Annotated in this window: 15 protein-coding genes; 8 read left to right on the top strand and 7 right to left on the bottom strand. The window is 46.4% G+C overall.

The window, feature by feature from the left end; translation table 11 throughout:
* Position 1: 1 nt before the first annotated feature.
* The 3 genes from ACLWBD_RS06220 to ACLWBD_RS06210 all read right to left on the bottom strand — a co-directional run bounded on the left by ACLWBD_RS06220 (position 2) and on the right by ACLWBD_RS06210 (position 5,137).
* Complete coding sequence (locus ACLWBD_RS06220) at positions 2 to 2,794, bottom strand: tail fiber domain-containing protein (protein WP_413570073.1); 2,793 nt, start codon at positions 2,792 to 2,794, stop codon at positions 2 to 4.
* A 176-nt stretch (positions 2,795 to 2,970) separates the two neighbouring features.
* Entirely contained in the window at positions 2,971 to 4,101 is a 1,131-nt protein-coding gene (locus ACLWBD_RS06215) for a hypothetical protein (RefSeq protein ID WP_413570072.1), read from the bottom strand.
* 19 nt (positions 4,102 to 4,120) lie between these two features.
* A complete protein-coding gene (locus ACLWBD_RS06210) occupies positions 4,121 to 5,137 on the bottom strand; it encodes a hypothetical protein (protein WP_063209478.1) in 1,017 nt (338 codons plus the stop codon).
* A gap of 194 nt (positions 5,138 to 5,331) precedes the next feature.
* On the opposite strand from ACLWBD_RS06210, the gene ACLWBD_RS06205 reads away from it, so the two are divergent.
* The 5 genes from ACLWBD_RS06205 to ACLWBD_RS06185 all read left to right on the top strand — a co-directional run bounded on the left by ACLWBD_RS06205 (position 5,332) and on the right by ACLWBD_RS06185 (position 9,868).
* Entirely contained in the window at positions 5,332 to 6,138 is an 807-nt protein-coding gene (locus ACLWBD_RS06205) for a hypothetical protein (RefSeq protein WP_063209476.1), read from the top strand.
* Between the two features lie 28 nt (positions 6,139 to 6,166).
* Positions 6,167 to 7,990 carry a hypothetical protein gene (locus tag ACLWBD_RS06200; RefSeq protein WP_413570070.1) on the top strand — a complete coding sequence of 608 codons (1,824 nt, stop codon included), beginning with the start codon at positions 6,167 to 6,169 and terminating at the stop codon, positions 7,988 to 7,990.
* Positions 7,991 to 8,004: 14 nt separating this feature from the next.
* Entirely contained in the window at positions 8,005 to 8,343 is a 339-nt protein-coding gene (locus tag ACLWBD_RS06195) for a hypothetical protein (RefSeq protein WP_413570068.1), read from the top strand.
* 140 nt (positions 8,344 to 8,483) lie between these two features.
* The gene (locus ACLWBD_RS06190; RefSeq protein WP_063209471.1) at positions 8,484 to 9,266 is read left to right on the top strand and encodes a TIGR02147 family protein; all 783 of its coding nucleotides are present in this window, start codon (positions 8,484 to 8,486) and stop codon (positions 9,264 to 9,266) included.
* A 230-nt stretch (positions 9,267 to 9,496) separates the two neighbouring features.
* A complete protein-coding gene (locus ACLWBD_RS06185) occupies positions 9,497 to 9,868 on the top strand; it encodes a hypothetical protein (protein ID WP_413570066.1) in 372 nt (123 codons plus the stop codon).
* Positions 9,869 to 10,144: 276 nt separating this feature from the next.
* Here ACLWBD_RS06185 and ACLWBD_RS06180 read toward each other — a convergent pair whose 3' ends face one another.
* Positions 10,145 to 10,792, bottom strand: coding sequence for a hypothetical protein (locus ACLWBD_RS06180; protein WP_063209467.1), 648 nt, complete (start codon positions 10,790 to 10,792; stop codon positions 10,145 to 10,147).
* Positions 10,793 to 11,031: 239 nt separating this feature from the next.
* On the opposite strand from ACLWBD_RS06180, the gene ACLWBD_RS06175 reads away from it, so the two are divergent.
* Positions 11,032 to 11,397, top strand: a complete 366-nt coding sequence (locus ACLWBD_RS06175) for an ArsR/SmtB family transcription factor (protein ID WP_063209465.1) — start codon at positions 11,032 to 11,034, stop codon at positions 11,395 to 11,397.
* The gene (locus ACLWBD_RS06170; protein WP_413570063.1) at positions 11,381 to 12,328 is read left to right on the top strand and encodes an SRPBCC domain-containing protein; all 948 of its coding nucleotides are present in this window, start codon (positions 11,381 to 11,383) and stop codon (positions 12,326 to 12,328) included. Before ACLWBD_RS06175 ends, ACLWBD_RS06170 begins: the two co-directional genes overlap by 17 nt.
* Before the next feature lie 39 nt (positions 12,329 to 12,367).
* Here ACLWBD_RS06170 and ACLWBD_RS06165 read toward each other — a convergent pair whose 3' ends face one another.
* Positions 12,368 to 13,051: a type 1 glutamine amidotransferase domain-containing protein gene (locus tag ACLWBD_RS06165; RefSeq protein WP_063209655.1), complete on the bottom strand. Its 684-nt coding sequence runs from the start codon at positions 13,049 to 13,051 to the stop codon at positions 12,368 to 12,370.
* A 172-nt stretch (positions 13,052 to 13,223) separates the two neighbouring features.
* On the opposite strand from ACLWBD_RS06165, the gene ACLWBD_RS06160 reads away from it, so the two are divergent.
* The gene (locus ACLWBD_RS06160; protein WP_413570061.1) at positions 13,224 to 14,132 is read left to right on the top strand and encodes a LysR family transcriptional regulator; all 909 of its coding nucleotides are present in this window, start codon (positions 13,224 to 13,226) and stop codon (positions 14,130 to 14,132) included.
* Positions 14,133 to 14,134: 2 nt separating this feature from the next.
* On the opposite strand, the gene ACLWBD_RS06155 is transcribed toward ACLWBD_RS06160, so the two are convergent.
* Both ACLWBD_RS06155 and ACLWBD_RS06150 read right to left on the bottom strand, forming a co-directional pair.
* Positions 14,135 to 14,710 (bottom strand): hypothetical protein, encoded by a 576-nt coding sequence (locus tag ACLWBD_RS06155; RefSeq protein WP_063242878.1) that lies wholly within the window; start codon positions 14,708 to 14,710, stop codon positions 14,135 to 14,137.
* Positions 14,711 to 14,917: 207 nt separating this feature from the next.
* Positions 14,918 to 15,802: a pirin family protein gene (locus ACLWBD_RS06150; protein WP_413570059.1), complete on the bottom strand. Its 885-nt coding sequence runs from the start codon at positions 15,800 to 15,802 to the stop codon at positions 14,918 to 14,920.
* Positions 15,803 to 15,889: the final 87 nt, after the last annotated feature.

Here is a 15,889-nt window from a genome sequence, read left to right as displayed (position 1 = left end):
GTTATCTCGCGCCAAGAGCCTTTTCAATTTTCTCAAGGCGCGCTTTGATCTGAAGATTTTCTTCTTCAAGCATTTTTATCTTAAGATCTTTTGCCAGAACCTCTAGCTCCAGTGTTTGGATTTTATTTTCTACCATCTCTTTGTCGGCCTTAGAAGCCATTCCAAGCATAAGTTTTTTATTAAGCTCTTTAATAGCTCCGGTAATCCAAGGAATAAAGCCTGAGTAACTGACTTGCTTGTAACCGTCATTTCCTGTTGTCACGAATTCAGGAGCAATTTTTTCCACTTCCTGTGCGATATACCCCGTGTGACGACCATTATCCACACTTCTCCATTCGTATGTAACTGTGTTCAGTTTTAAAATATTCTCTAATGATGTGGCATCTGAAAAGCCTGTGACGTTCTTCTTAAGTCTTTCATCAGAAGAACAGCTCACACTTCCGGCCGTGGCAGGACGGATCGAACAACTTGCAGTGCCGTCGGTGAAAAATCCTACGGTGGCCCCGGAAGCGCCGGCAACATGAAGCGCATAAGCAGGGGCTACCGTTCCAATTCCCACGTTTCCACCTGCAGGATTTAATAAAAGAGCCTTGCTAAGAGAATAATCAGTTTTAGTGCGAGCCTGAAGCCATGGATTTTCAGTTGTCGAGAAACCTGCATCAAGGACAGTATTAGTGCCTTCGATTCGCTGAACAGTTCCTGACGGATTAGAACCAAAAGGCGAAGGATCAACTAAGGCGCCAATTCCTTTAACATGGAGCCTTGCCGCCGCCGACTCCATTGCTAAACCTTGTCCTAAAGACAAGTAGCCATTGGAGTCAAGCCGCATGACGAATTGGCCACCACCCATCGTACCTAAATTGCCAAGTTCGAAAATCAATCCGTTCCCGTAAGGTCCTGCTGAAGGTGAACCAAAAATCTTGTACTGGCCCCCCAATAACCCCATTCCCTTGGGTTGAAACTCGATGCCGGCAGAGCCCCCCGCATTGCTGGCCGCCACAGTGATGATAGGATTTGAATCAACAACCGTCATCTTCGTTTGCACACTGGGTGTCGGCGTAAGAGCATCGCCAAAATAAACATTGCCTGAGGCAACATGCAGCGTCCCTTGAGGGTTTGGTGTGCCTATACCGACGCTTCCTGCCGCCGTTGCAAGAATGACGTTGCCGTTAGAATGCAGACCCACTCGCTCTGTACCCATGGTATACAAGGACATGCCATTGCCACTCGCATAGATCGAAGGTGGATTTGTTGTTGAACCTGACTTCAGGTGAATCCCCATATAATTGGCATCAGTCGATTCGAAGGTGGTTACTACTTGCCCCGACGATTTGACGTGCAATGAGCTTGCAGGATAAATGGTACCAATTCCCACATTGCCTCCGCTATAAGAGATGTTCGAACCCGAAGTCATCCACTGTGAGCTTACACCGGAGGGAATCACCGACGTGCTGATTTTTCCTGAACCATCAAGTTGTGGAATCTGATTAGCCCCCGTACCCACATCCACCGCAAGACTGTTGGAATTCAACTTTAAACCTGTGCTGAGAGAAAGACCGATGCTAGTTCCTAAATCAGCAAGCGGAGCACTCACCCCGAGTGTCGTAAAAGCAGAAGCCCCAGTTCGCTTCACAATTCCGGTTCCCGACAAAGAAGTTAAATCTGAAGCCGCCAATGAAAGAGTGGTGGGCTTCCACTGAGCTCCATCAAATTGTAAAACTTGATTGTTGGTGGGAGCCGAGGAAGCCACCGGCGTTCCTTGCAACGCTTCCACTACGGCCGTGCCTTGAGACCCACTGACATCGCCCGAAAGAGTGATGGAAATAGGTGTACAACTAAAACCACCAATGGGAGAAATAAATGAAAGTGTATGCGCCGCTGAATTGCACGCTGGCAAACTCGAGTACGGAACAAAACCGGTGATAGAAGTTTGACTGGCGTTGATCACACGACCATAAGAATCCACTTCAATGACGGGCATTTGTATTGCCGAACCATAAGTGCCGGCGGTCACTCCAGAGGTGCTTAGTGAGATTGTTCCACTATCAGTGATTGGCCCTCCGGTTAATCCAGTTCCAGTCAGGACACTCGTCACCGTACCGCCGGAAGCACCCGAGACACTGCCACAGCCGAACTTCATGGTATTTGCATCCCAAGTCAAAAAGCTGCCACTATCGCAGTTCACACTTCCCGCTCCGGAGTTATTGATTTCATTTTTTAGAACGAAATCATTCACGGAATTTTTTCCGAGCTTTTGAGCCGATGTCGCATAACCCGCATAAGGCACCGTGCGGATTTCATTATCGGGTGTCACCGTCTTCCATCCCGTGCCGTCATAAAAAGCCACTCGCAATAAACGGCCGGCCGTAGCTATTGGATGATAAGGTGTTGTCGTTGCAGAACAATTATAGGAACTTCCCGAACTAGAACAGGCTCCACAGAAATATCCCATTCCGGAATCATTATTGAAAATATCAACCACGGTGGAGGCACCAAGACCCGTTATGTATTGAACGGATCCGGTACCAATAGGAACATCAAAAACGCCTTTTGAGTTTTCCATGTTAATGCCGTTCACTTGCTCTTGATAAATCACACATTGCCCACCGGGATCGAGAATCTGAAACACGAAAGAGACATTTTTATTTTCAAACGGCATTCCGTCAGAACGAAGAATACGACCTTGATAAGTCAAGGAACCGGTTGAAGCTACGGGACCAACAGCGTAGGCAGGCAATACCACTCCGGATACAAAAAGATAAAGGAGATGATTTAACAACAGACGTGAAAGCATTTACAACTCCTAATGTTTGATGAACTATTCGGCGTTGCACGTTGTGCTCTCAATATGGACTTTTATATTTTACAGAGTTTCCGTTCTGGTTATTCTAGAACAAGACTTTTAGGTACCACAGACAATAAAAAAAGCCCCGGTTCTTACCGAGGCTTTTTTTTCTATTTGTTTTTCTTTTACGAGCTTGTGCAAGTGCAAGTGTACTTCGCTTTGCAACTTCCCGTTCCCTGCAGTGTTTGACCTACGTTGGACTGCGTGCATTGATTCTGACTTGTTTCTGGATCCGAACAAGGCCCCAGAACTGGCGTCGTTGAAGCATAGTAACAACGAATTGAGGGTGGATTCAGATAGAATTCACTGCTCACTGTGGTTCCGGTTGAGGCGTCCCTGGCATACATAGCATATTTTCCACCCACTGCGCCCAACGAATCCAGTTTCAAACCTGAGTTGTTGATCTGCCAAAGACCTCGAACCGTGCTATAGCGGCCCAGATTCTGAGCAGGCATGTAGTTGTTCACAGAGCTGCAACGACCACTCCCCACTTTTTCATGACAGACGCCCACGTTAGGACCAAGCCCCGCAATGTGCGAGAAGGTCTGATTTAATGAACTCAATCCCGAATTTCGCGTGAAGATCTTACTGCCGTAAGAATCTTGCGTGACCGAAGAAACCGTATCGCGCCCCCAAGCATTGAAGTAAATTCCCGCATCGTGCAGTTCGGAACGAACTGAAACCATGGCTTCAAGTCTTAGGCGAACTCCGGCACCAGGACCATTGAAGAAAACAAAGTCCGTTTCTGAATCCGGAACCATTTCATGCACAACGACCTTGTCAAGGACGTCGCCGACCTCACTGTAATCTAATGTGAATCTCCACGTCCTATCCGAAACCTGATACCGCCAGTTGGGAAGTTGTTCTACAGGTTTACTGTAATGCGCGACCGTGGACATCGCCTGTCGATATCCAGGCCAATACTCACAACCATAATTGCTTCCCATGCACACATGCACGTTTTTATCACTTAAACCGTAAACAGTTCCATAGACGATTTTTTTAGGAGAAAAAGAGGGCTTTGCTTCTCCGTCATATTGATCTGATAACACGATTCGCGGAGTCACCAAATCAATCTTGGCTGACGATGAAGTCGGCTCGGAAGAATTCATTTCCGTCGAACTCACTCTTTTCAGATTTAAAGCTTCGGTCTCTGCAGCCGTAAATTGCGTGCCCGAACAGTTTTGAAAACCCAAAACTAAAAAGGAAGTACAGATTGTGCCGACTGACGCTATTTTAATTTTACATAAGTTCATAACATCCCCCTCGAAGTTTCTATTGGCAAGTCGCCGTACCACAAGCATTACTTAGAGTTTGACCTCGTACAGAACAAGCTTGACCAATCGGAGCCGGTGCCGGCGTAGGACCAAGACATGCTTTTTCTACGGTCATCACCCATTTAGGTCCCGAATAAGGCGCCGGGCCGGCCGTGTAAGTGCGCCCAGGATAGAAACGAATTTCCAACCGATTTCCGTTAGGGAGAATGTAACGAGTAAAGTATTCTTGATGTGGCCAGCCCCAATTAGTGACATCAAAGTTTGCCGAGTAAGTGTCTGTGGAAGGATTGTAAGACCACTGTTTATCATCACTGCCGCCAACAACACGGAACTCGGAGTCTTTTAAACAATAAACATTATAATTTGACATAAGCGCCGTACATCCACGCAATCCTGCCCCCCCCACACCACTCAAGACTTGCACCACGCGAGTTAAGTAAGAGCCGTTACCTGAAGACGAATCTCTAAAAAGAATCGGTCTAAAGCGGACCTCAGAGCGTGTGCCATCAGGTAAAATGTAGCGCGTGATATAGTCAGCATGAGGCCATCCGGAGACGGTGAAATCAGCAGAGTAAGTATCCGTTCCTGCATTATAACTCCACTGCTTGTCACCCGCTCCACCTACAAGGCGATAGTCAGTGTCCTTCACACAATAAATATGTGATTCCGAAAGTAAAGCGGTGCAACCACGCAGGTTGGGTCCCCCGACGCCGATCAATGTTTGCTTCACTCTTTGAATCGTCGAGCCGTCACCGACTGAAAGGTCTGTAAAAAAAAGTTGCTTGGGAGGGGCATACAAACCACCACTATTGGAAGTATCCGTCCCAGATGTTTGCACGATTCCAGTTCTACCGAGATTGTTACTTCCGTTACTACTTCCCATGCTTGACTGGGAACTGAAAGTACCTTGATCCGTTTGAAATCCAGATTGTGGCACGCAGTTTTGAAAGGCGAGCACACATAAACTGCCCACCGTAACTCCGACGAGATACCTACCCATATTCAATGGTTTCATTATTCCCCCTTTGGAATGTGTGGACTTATCGGCTCTTGATTCTTGCGAATAAACTGGAAAACTCGACTATGTGTTCTGGTATTTTTAGAACGAGTGAACTCTTCGACAAGCGCAGACCTGCTTGTTCTAAAAAGATAGAACACTTCGTTGTGAGGATTTCTAAAGACTGCATTTTTTACCACCGATATATTGGTATGAACTTCATTTCAGCTCTCTCGAATCAAAAAGGTTTTAGCATCATCAGTGTGCTTTTGGTGGGCACCATCTTGAGTATTTCGGGAATGGCGACAGTGACAACACTGTTGAATCAACAAGCTGTTCAGAAGGAAGTGCGCTTCAAGGACAACGTCCTTCACATTCGCAATTCCCTATTGTCAGCGATCACCTCTGACTCATCCTGGATGATGACCCGGGCAAAGAATGCGCAAATGAAATGCGTTTCGTCTTCTCAGAAATTCTGCACGCCAGGCGAAACAGAGCGCTTGAATATCGCTTTATATGATGCGGAAGGAACGATTATATATGATAGCGCTATTCCTTCTGCAGGATATCGCATGGATGGAACACGATGTGACACTTACTCTTCGGCGGGCGATGACTCATGTCCTCTGCACGTCTCTTTAAAGTGGCGAGCTCAGTGCGCAAACAGCACCTGCTCTTCTTTTGAAGACTACATCAGTATACACTTTGTATACACCCCGCACTCAAAAGAGAATAAGTTCCCCTTCAATCCTGCTAACTACAACGTCGTGGAACAAAGCCGTGGACAATTTGGCGGAAACGACTCCCCTGTTCTTATCTGTGCCCGCAAAGGCATGATTTTCATTGGCGAAAAAAATGTATTTAACGGACAAACCTCCGATGGCGAAGGTTGCATATCCTATGCTGCGTTCCTGGGACCTCGCGGGCCTCAAGGTCCGACAGGTCCCACGGGGCCGATGGGAGCCACCGGCATGATGGGCCCTCAAGGTTACAATGGGGCGGATGCGTATTGTCCGTAAGTTACACTACCAAGATTCGAGGTCTTATATGACGACACCAGGTTCGAATACAAAAGGCTTTACTGTGGTCGAAACTTTAGTGGCCCTGGGTGCATTAGGGGCCATCGTCAGTGCTTCTATGGTAGCGGCGACACATTTTCAAAAGATGTCGATTTTGAATGCTAGAAAATCAGCTTTCAGTACCATTTCAGCAAACTTAATGTCGACGATTAGTCAGCAGTATTCTTGGGATAAAACAATTGCGCAAAATCCCGCAATGGCATGTATTCAAACTTATCCGGCGAGCTGCGCCAATGACACGAAAGCTAAAATCATTTTAGTTAACGGTGACGGCCTTAGACTGACCGACCCAGGGAAACAACAACAAGGTTTTAATCCGGACGGCTCTGTTTGTGACAACTTCGGAACGCCCAACACATCCTGTCTTTATCAGGCGGAAATTATCTGGTCCGTACATTGTACTTCGGCGACAACATGCCAATATCCAGAAGAAAAAATTGAAATCAATTTCAAATACGGCGGTCCCGAACAAATTAATTTAAATGCCTTTAACGTCCTGCCAAGAGCAAGAACAAACCTCGGTGATAACCTTTCACCAACAGCCACTTGCGCAAAAGCGGGAAAGGTCTTTGTAGGTTTTAAAAACTCCGTCACTGATGGCGACGGAAAGACATTCACAGCGGATTCAACTGGATGTCTTCCTCTGATCGCATTCACCGGGCCTACGGGCCCTCAAGGAGCCATGGGGGCTCGAGGTGCCACCGGAGCCCAAGGTCCGCGCGGTCCTGCGGGCAGCAATGGGTCTACCATTTTCTTAAACACTGGTGGCAACGGAGGCGGAAATGGTCCCGGTTCTGGCGGAGAAGGTGGCATCATCATATCTGGAAAACCATCTCCGCATCCTATTGCTTCGCCGGGAGCGCTTTGTTCTTTGAATGGCCAAACGCTGAGTGACGGCCAAAGCATCACGCTTTATGCATCTGAAACCGTGCCTTTTGGACAAAACTGCCAAAGTGAAACTAGAACATGTATTAACGGAGTTCTGACAGGTTCCTATGGGGCCACACAATGTCGAACGGCGCCGCCGCAACCTTGCGTCGTCGGTGGTTATGCGCTGGAAGACGGAGAAACTGTCGAACTTTACGGAGCCCCTCGTTGTGGCGTCGCCTCTTCAGCGCCTGCAACTTGCACCAACGGACAATTAACGGGACCAGGCGCCGGATTTTCTTACCGCTATTGCTACGAAGCAGGATCACCGCTCATGGTGCAATTTGGTTCGAATGTACAGAAGGCAGAGCCACTTGTATTTACATCGCACGAAGATGGAATCACCTTCGACATACTTGGAATGAACTCATCACCACCTTACTCTCCGAAACGAATTTCCTGGTACCGATCGCCTCAATATTATTTCCTAGTGAAACCCAATAACGCGGGTGAAGTGCGCGGTATTGACGAACTCTTCGGAGACAATACGTTAGGACCCGACGGCAAATTTGCCAAAGACGGATATAAGGCCTTAGCGAAGTATGATGGAACAAGCGTCGATGCAAAAACGCTCGTTGGTCCCGCAGATACTTATATCACTATTGAAGATCCCATTTATCACAAACTTCGTCTGTGGCACGATGAGAACTTTGACGGCGTCGCCCAGAAGCACGAACTGTTCACACTCAAGCAGATGAAGGTGGAAGTTATCGACCTTAATGCAGATCCAAACTTTAAAGAGGTGGACAAATATGGCAATGAAACCACATTGAAGTCCGTTGTCAAAACAACGGACGGCAACTATCACTTGATGTTTGACGTGTGGTTTTCATATTTTCGCGATAATCCGGCAAAGAAAAAATAAATGAAGGCATCCGTATGAAAAACAAATTCGTTATTCTCACCTTGAGTCTGGCGGTTTTCTTGGTGATCGCAAAACACCTGAAAGAAAAATCAACAAGTGTCACGGCAGAAACTGCGGTTCTGCCCGATGTTGAGGAATTGAAGTCGTCTCAGCCTCAGTCTCACGTGCCAGAGCCCAATAAAGGACCTGAAGCCAGAACACAGTCTTCAACTTCAGCCTCCACCTTTACGTCCCAGGAAGCATCTGCTTCGGTGAGCGAATCCGCTCCCCTAGAAGCACCTCCAAAAGACGTACGAAAGATTGATCCCGAGAAAAAAGCAGCGGCATTAAAAACGCTGTCGGTTTTCAATTGAAGAAGAAGGTTCTGCGCAATTATAGATTTTTAGCGTTCTCTATTTTTAAAAAAAGGCAGAACAATTACTGCTCGTGGTCTCTAGAAAATCACCCGGAAAAGCTATAAGAATTTTGGTGTGGGCATCTTGGGAGACACAGAATGAGTAAGTGGAAACAACTCTTGCAGTACGACATCAAAGAGTATCTGGTTCAGGTCATCGAAAACAAAAAGAAAAAAAATCCCCGATTTTCACAACGGGCCTTTGCCACTAAAATAGGATTGTCGGCGTCGACACTCAACGAGACGTTGCGTGGCAAAAGAAAACTTTCCAAAAAGACGATCGCGAAACTGAAGATCGCCCTTGAAGGCGATGCTGATTTTTTGGAGATATTAGAAAGTCCGCTGCCACCCTTCTCTAATTTTTGCGTGGCCACGAACGAGCTGACGTCCATAGCTTCTTCGTGGTATCACTATGTCATTCTCGAATTAACCTCGACAGAAGATTTTAATGATAATGCCGAGTGGATCTCCGCACGCATAGGAATATCGCCGGAGGAAGCGCAAAAAGCCCTGAACGACCTTCTTAACATTAATGAGCTTAAGAGAAATCAGTTCAACAAAATCATCTCTACAAATAAAAACTGTATTAAAGTCGCCGACGAAACAAGCCGCACTATCATGATAAAGACGGCTACAGAGTATTTACAGAAAGCCCAAGACTCTTTCACAAAGCGGCCTCCACATGAGCGCTTTTGGAGCAATATGGTCATTGCCTGCTCTAGCGAAGACATGGATTACATACAAACCAAGGCCGTCGAATTCGTACAGGAATGTCACGAGTATTTAAGCCGCCTCAACGTTCCGAAAGACGAGGTGTACGTTCTTAACATCGGATTCACTCCCATGACTAAAAAGGTCGAGACTGTCAGTCTTTCCGATTAGCTCGTCGTTCTACATTCTTCAGAACACCTATTTTTGAAATGACATTAAGATTTGGACATATTCTCCGATAAGTTGAAATGATCCGAATCAGCCTCTTTCAAAAACTTTTATTGACGACGATGTTTGTGATCCCAGGTTTCGCTCAGGGACGTTCCAAAATTGAACATATACGAGGCCTCGAAAAAATCGTCGTGTCCAACGCAGCTAATGCTAGGTCTCTTTTTAGATCTGTGCGTTTAAATAAGGCGATTGCTCACTGTGTTTGCGGTAAAAAGAACTGCGCTCCGAATGTTATAAAGCCCTTTTCACTGTATGATGAACGGGATGTCCTCATCAGTGGCAAAAGAGTCTACGATACTACAGGACGTTACTGTAAAAAAAATTGTGAGTATGAAGCGGTCACTTCATTTTCATGTATTGGGTCTGCCTGTGGAAACTCCGCAGTCAATCCAGAGACCAGCCTTCGTATCTATTACAGCCTGCGTCCGAAATCAGTCCTAAACTCTACAAGTGCGGGAGAACCCGTACTCGAAGGAGTCGTGGATATTCCCTTAAGTTCCGTACGTAAGGTCGCCTTCAGAGAAGATTTTTGCGTTCCGTAATACTTAAATCATTTTTGCTATGCCTTGGCCTTCGAATGAAGACGAAACTGCCCATCTTTTTCAATGACAGTGGGCCGCTTTACTTACTAAGAGCCTGCAGGCGCCGAAAAAGCAGAATAAGCCTGAACTATTGATTGCTTCACTGCCACCGTGGCAGTGAACTGATACAAAAAAACCGCTATCTCTAGCGGCTTTTGGTTTACTGCATCCACGAACAACACCACTTTTTCAAACCTATTCAGTGGGTATTCGGAATTTAAAATGGATTGAAACTATTTACTGAAGAACCAACTGCACCGTCGCTGATGCGGGAACAGTTCCACCGGAAAGAACTCCCGGCATTCCTGAATCGCCCAAGCCCACAGTCAGACTCGTGCCTGATAAACTGATAATGTTAGACACTGTTTTGTTCGCGAGACTTGGAAAGTCTTTGTTCATACACGTCATCATGAAGGCGGATTCCGCGACACCGTTGTTGCCGTTAGCAGCATTGCCAGCCCAGGGACTGGATCCTCCACAGTCACTATTGTAAGCTGTCTGCGCTGCCGTCACCATAGGCATGATAAAGAGATCATCAAGTTGGAAGTCAATATTGCGTGTAGTTCCCGATCCCGAAATAGCAACGGTTCCTCCTGTTAAGTACACGACGGTGTAGTTAGCACCTGTACACGTACCCGTATACCAAAGCTCGGTATAATTAAAATCTGTCCCATCAAATTCAATCTGCGCTTGATAATGATCTGCGCCCGTCACGGGGTCGTTCCCGGCTAAGCAGGCTGTTTCAAAGGCTTTTCCAGACAGCCAAGAGACACTGAGGTCTGGAGCCGTTGAACCACTGTCGTCACTTTCAGGCGCATTACAGCCGACTAAAAAAGCTGTTAATAGAGAAACCGCTATGACACTAAACGTACCGCATTTCATCATATGTTCACCTTGTTAGTTGTTTAGAACCCCCTACTTCTCGACACAGTTTTTATCGAACTGAAGAGCGACTCGCGATTTCTTTGACCGAATCTTGAAAGAGCACGCGCCAGTTCGGGACTTCGTTACAATGCTGTTAATCCATGAAATTCCGTTTTATTTCGAATGCTTAGGCCCCCATTGACAAAGTATTATGTTGCGATTATATTTAACTTATTAGTTAATTAACCGAAAGGTAAATTATGCAAGATCAACTCAGTCAAACATTCTCGGCCCTTGCGGATCCCACACGGCGAGCGATGCTTGCTCGTCTATCAAAAGGCGAAGCGAACGTGTCGGATCTCGCAGAACCTTTTTTAAAAGAGATGAGTCTGCCTGCGATCACGAAGCACTTAAAGGTTTTAGAAAAAGCAGGTCTGATCACAAAATCCAAAGAGGCTCAGTACCGCCCTTGCAAATTGAATGGCGAAGCCTTGAAGACCGCCTCCGACTGGATGGAACAGTACCGTGTCTTCTGGGAAGAAAGTTTTGATCGCTTAGATGAATACTTAAAATCGGTAACGGCTAAAAAGAAATCGAAAGGAAAGAAAAATGGGCGCAAAAAATAAATCCAACGAACTTAAAATCATCCGCATCTATGACGCTCCCGTAAAATTGGTGTGGGATGCATGGACAGATCCCAAAAAAGTCGCGAAATGGTGGGGCCCTCGAGGCTTCACGATCACGACACACAGTAAAGATTTAAAACCGGGCGGGCACTGGGCTTACACTATGCATGGACCTGATGGCACGAACTGGGAAAATAAAACCATCTATCACGAGGTGGAAAAACACGCGAAGCTCGTTTATGACCATGGAGGCAATGATGATCGCCCTCCCCTCTTTCGCGTGACCGTTCTTTTTTCAGAACTGAATAATGGCAAGACGAAAATGGATATGACGATGACACTGCCTACACCAGAAGCGGCAGAGCAAACTCGCAAGTTTATTAAACAGGCGAGCGGAAATTCCACTTGGGACCGCTTGGCAGAATATCTTTCTGACGAGATCGATCACAAAGAAAAATTCGTTATCAATCGCACGTTCGAAACCGACATCAACACCATGTTTGAGATGTGGACGAATCCTCAACACTTTTCAAAATGGTTGGCGCCGACAGGATTTTCGATGGAGTACATTCGATCAGAAATCAAGCCGGGCTCTACGACTTTTAGCATGATGACCAATGGAGATATCAAGATGTACAACCACATCAAGTATCTTGAGATCGAGAAACCTCATCGCATCGTTTACACGACAGCTTTTGTGGATGAAAAAGAAAATAGATCTCACCACCCCGCTTTGCCGGTATGGCCACAAATCATGCTTACGACAATTCAGTTGGCGGAAGAGGGACCTGAGGAAACTCGTGTGACAGTAACGTGGGAACCGCAGAACGCCACTCCGGAAGAGATAGCCATCTTTGTTCAGCACAAACCAAGTATGACCATGGGCTGGACAGGATCTTTTGATAAATTAGAAGAACTTTTACAAAAATAGTAATTAAAAAAGCCCGCTTTTTAGGCGGGCTTTTTTTTCTTACTTCAGAGTTTTTGCTAATTCGACAATCTTCTTAGCAACACTGTGACCAGACTGAGGATTCTGACCGGTTACCAATCTTTCAGAAACACTGCTTTGATCCGACCAGTTCTTCGCGGGATGCATCTTCGCCCCACGACTGCGCAGCTTCGACTCAAGTAAAAACGGAACCGTTTTCGCTAGCCCCACTTCGGCTTCTTCCGCATCCGTAAAGGCACTGACATCTTTTCCCTCCACGAGGTACTTCCCATTCGCCAACTTGACATCCACTAAAGCTGCAGGCCCATGGCAGACTGCTGCGACAATCCCGCCGTTGTCATAAACTCCCGCTGCCACCTTATTGACCGCCTCGTTTCCAGGGAAATCCCACATAGCACCATGGCCCCCGGCAAAGTGAACGATTTGATAGTCCTTAGGATTTACGTTGGCTAATGCCAGTGTATTCTGTGTTTGAGCCATCAGCTCTTTGTTTTCAACGAAGCGTTTGTTATCTGCATCTTTGAGGTCGCGGCTTGATTCATCCATAGGTGCAACACCACCTCGAGGACTTGCGAAATCGACTTTATATCCCGCTGCCACCAGGGGATAATAAATATGTGTTACCTCTGATAGAAACCATCCGGTTTGTTGTTTCGTGTCACCTTTTTGATCATGATTCGTAATAACGATAAGAGCCTTTTTCATAACGGCGTCTCCTTTTGTGGCAGCCTCTGCTGTCTGAAAATTAAAAATGAATGCAAGTAAAGCGATATAGCGCATAAAGCCTCCGATACACATATAATGCCTTCAGACTCTATATAAATCCAATTCATAGCTTTCATATTAGCTATCTGATATATTCATACTAGGGAGTTTTATGAAACCAAACCTAGACACCAATTTGTTCTTTATTGCCGAAAGCCTTTACCGAACGCTGAATGTTTCACAAACAGCTAAAGAACTTCATATGAGTCAGTCTGCCGTCAGTCACGCGCTTGCAAGACTTCGCGCCCATTTTGATGACGCTTTGTTCGTTAGAGTCTCTAAAGGCATGGCAGCAACCGAGACAGCAAAAAAATTACGGCCGTCCGTCGAGGAATTCGTAAAACAAGCTCGGGATCTTTCGCAAAAATTAGAACGCTTTGATCCTGTCAAAGCGAAAGGACGCATCACCATCGCCACAACGGACCTCGTAGAGGTGATGATCATGCCTGCTTTGTTGAAACGCTTGAAAAAAGAAGCTCCCCTGCTGCAAATCTCCATCAGGCCCACCGGCGGAGAACTCCCCGTCAAAGATTTGGAAAGAGGGACTTACGACTTTGCCATTGCTGGATTTTATAAAGATCTGCCCGAAGGCTTTTATCAAAAAAAACTTTGGGAAGGCGGATTTTCAACAGCCTTCAGAAAAGGCCACGGATTTATTCGCGGAGAGCTTTCGCCATCTCAGTTTTATCAATGCGATCATGCTTTGATCACTCTTCAGGGGGATTTTAAAGACGGATTGAAAAGAAAAGTCGGCACTAAAACTCAAGAACGAAACATAGTCCTGGGTTCGTACAGTTTTACCGGACTCGCATGGACGCTAGCAAACACAGACATCGTACTCACGGCGCCCACGGTGCTATTAGAAAAATACAAAGAATACTTTCCGATCCACATTCAAAAACCACCTGTGGAGATGCCTAAAATCACGCTTCAAATGATCTGGCATGGTATCACGCACAAGGATCCTCTGAAGCAATGGTTTAGAGACGTACTGACAAGTGAGCTTCAAAAGCTTAAATAATTTTATTGAGGACGAGGGCAAAGACCGTCTTTTTGACAGTGAATCACTTGATCGCGCAACTGAGACATTTCGTCCAAAGTGTGCTCAAGCTCGTAATCAAAACCGACAGCTTTACCACCTTTTTGAGAGACAGAAATAAATTGAGTCACGTATTGGAATTGTTCGTAATCGTATTTTTCCCCACTTGAGGTGTTCACGAAGTCGATTTTTTGCCCCGAGCCTAACACCGTCAAGAAGCGTTTTCTTTGTTGCTTGGCTTTCTTAAGACCGTTTTTGAGATCCGTGTAGCATTTCACTTCACCGACCATCGCCACTTTCTGTGTGTTCTTATCCATCAAAACCATATCAAGCTCGCCCACCGTGCGGCCTTTGACGTTGTAAGCAACACCGACAATCACTTCGTATTGAGGCGCAGGATAAAGCTCTGAGAATTCGATTTGCGCCACTTCTTCACACACAGCACCGGGATCACGATAATGGCGCGCATGAGACTTGATCTTTTCAAAGCTTTCCGCCAAATCTGCAAAGGCCGATGATGATGCTATAAGAAGAAAAACAAATACCGCGAAGTTACGCATAGAGCCCCCAATAGGTAGAGGGACTTTACCCGCAAACCCGCGAGAGCTCTAGCAAGGGTTTTTATCTTAGAAAAAGGTGACCCGGCGTAAAATCTTTCGACACTGTCCGGAGCTTCAAACTCAACCAATGCGTTTAAAAGAAAAAACCCGAGGACTCAAAGAATCCTCGGGCCGTCCAAAACGTTCCCTGAAACGCTCTATATAAATTTATCGTACAACTTCTTGAGCCAACTGACCCATGCGGCCTAGTTGATAATCGGTGATAGCTTGCATGATCTCGGCTTTCGAGTTCATCACAAAAGGTCCGTAACCGACAACGGGTTCATGAATGGCTTCACCACCCATGAAAAGAACCTTCGCATCACTTTCCACGGCTAAAGAGAAAACATCTCCAACCGGATCAAGAGCGGCTAGCGAGGCTTCTTGTAAAACCTCACCCGTTCCTAAACGCACTTTCCCGCTAAGGACAAAGACCGAAGCCGTGTGTCCTGCATGCACTTTGAATTCTGTCGTATGACCTGCTTTCAACCTAAGATCCCAAAGATTGATCGATGTAAACGTCATAGCAGGGCCTTTATGCCCGTCAAAATTCCCAGCGATGATTCGCGCAACCCCGGCCCCATCCGCCAACTCCACCGAAGGAATGTTTTTTGAGACAATTCCTTGGTAACGAGGAGAAGACATTTTGTAAGCACGAGGCAGGTTCACCCAAAGCTGAACCATTTCAAAGCGCCCACCTTGTTTCGCGAAGTCGGGACCATGAAATTCTTCATGCACCAATCCGGAAGCCGCTGTCATCCATTGCACATCGCCGGGGCCTATAATTCCGCCGCCACCTGCTGAATCACGATGTTCCACCTGACCATCGTAAACTATCGTGACCGTTTCAAAACCGCGATGAGGGTGTTCGCCGACACCGCGACGTTCTTTACTGGAAGATGCAGGAAAATTTGCAGGGCCTGCATAGTCCATCAAAAGAAATGGTGACATTTCTTTTGCGCGGTCATTGTAGGAGAAGATTGAACGAACCGGAAATCCATCACCCACCCAATGACGCTGTTCTGTGGTCTGAGAGAAGAGAAGTTTTTTCATAAGGACATCCTTTCGTTAACGTACAATATAGCACTCCTCACTGACTGTGGGTTCGGGACACAATAAGGACAGATTGTTCCAATTATG

The sequence above is a fragment of the Bdellovibrio sp. HCB117 genome, assembly GCF_047305915.1.
In the GTDB taxonomy this organism is placed as follows: Bacteria; Bdellovibrionota; Bdellovibrionia; order Bdellovibrionales; family Bdellovibrionaceae; genus Bdellovibrio; species Bdellovibrio bacteriovorus_B.
This window is presented reverse-complemented; position numbering and strand designations above follow the sequence as displayed.

Excerpts from the sequence above, each read along its gene's own strand:
- ACLWBD_RS06200 (WP_413570070.1), top strand. The coding sequence starts at position 6,167 with ATGACGACACCAGGTTCGAATACAAAAGGCTTTACTGTGGTCGAAACT.
- ACLWBD_RS06195 (WP_413570068.1), top strand. The coding sequence starts at position 8,005 with ATGAAAAACAAATTCGTTATTCTCACCTTGAGTCTGGCGGTTTTCTTG.
- ACLWBD_RS06220 (WP_413570073.1), bottom strand. The coding sequence starts at position 2,794 with ATGCTTTCACGTCTGTTGTTAAATCATCTCCTTTATCTTTTTGTATCC.
- ACLWBD_RS06190 (WP_063209471.1), top strand. The coding sequence starts at position 8,484 with ATGAGTAAGTGGAAACAACTCTTGCAGTACGACATCAAAGAGTATCTG.
- ACLWBD_RS06170 (WP_413570063.1), top strand. The coding sequence starts at position 11,381 with ATGGGCGCAAAAAATAAATCCAACGAACTTAAAATCATCCGCATCTAT.
- ACLWBD_RS06160 (WP_413570061.1), top strand. The coding sequence starts at position 13,224 with ATGAAACCAAACCTAGACACCAATTTGTTCTTTATTGCCGAAAGCCTT.
- ACLWBD_RS06155 (WP_063242878.1), bottom strand. The coding sequence starts at position 14,710 with ATGCGTAACTTCGCGGTATTTGTTTTTCTTCTTATAGCATCATCATCG.
- ACLWBD_RS06215 (WP_413570072.1), bottom strand. The coding sequence starts at position 4,101 with ATGAACTTATGTAAAATTAAAATAGCGTCAGTCGGCACAATCTGTACT.
- ACLWBD_RS06210 (WP_063209478.1), bottom strand. The coding sequence starts at position 5,137 with ATGAAACCATTGAATATGGGTAGGTATCTCGTCGGAGTTACGGTGGGC.
- ACLWBD_RS06150 (WP_413570059.1), bottom strand. The coding sequence starts at position 15,802 with ATGAAAAAACTTCTCTTCTCTCAGACCACAGAACAGCGTCATTGGGTG.
- ACLWBD_RS06175 (WP_063209465.1), top strand. The coding sequence starts at position 11,032 with ATGCAAGATCAACTCAGTCAAACATTCTCGGCCCTTGCGGATCCCACA.
- ACLWBD_RS06165 (WP_063209655.1), bottom strand. The coding sequence starts at position 13,051 with ATGAAAAAGGCTCTTATCGTTATTACGAATCATGATCAAAAAGGTGAC.
- ACLWBD_RS06180 (WP_063209467.1), bottom strand. The coding sequence starts at position 10,792 with ATGATGAAATGCGGTACGTTTAGTGTCATAGCGGTTTCTCTATTAACA.
- ACLWBD_RS06205 (WP_063209476.1), top strand. The coding sequence starts at position 5,332 with ATGAACTTCATTTCAGCTCTCTCGAATCAAAAAGGTTTTAGCATCATC.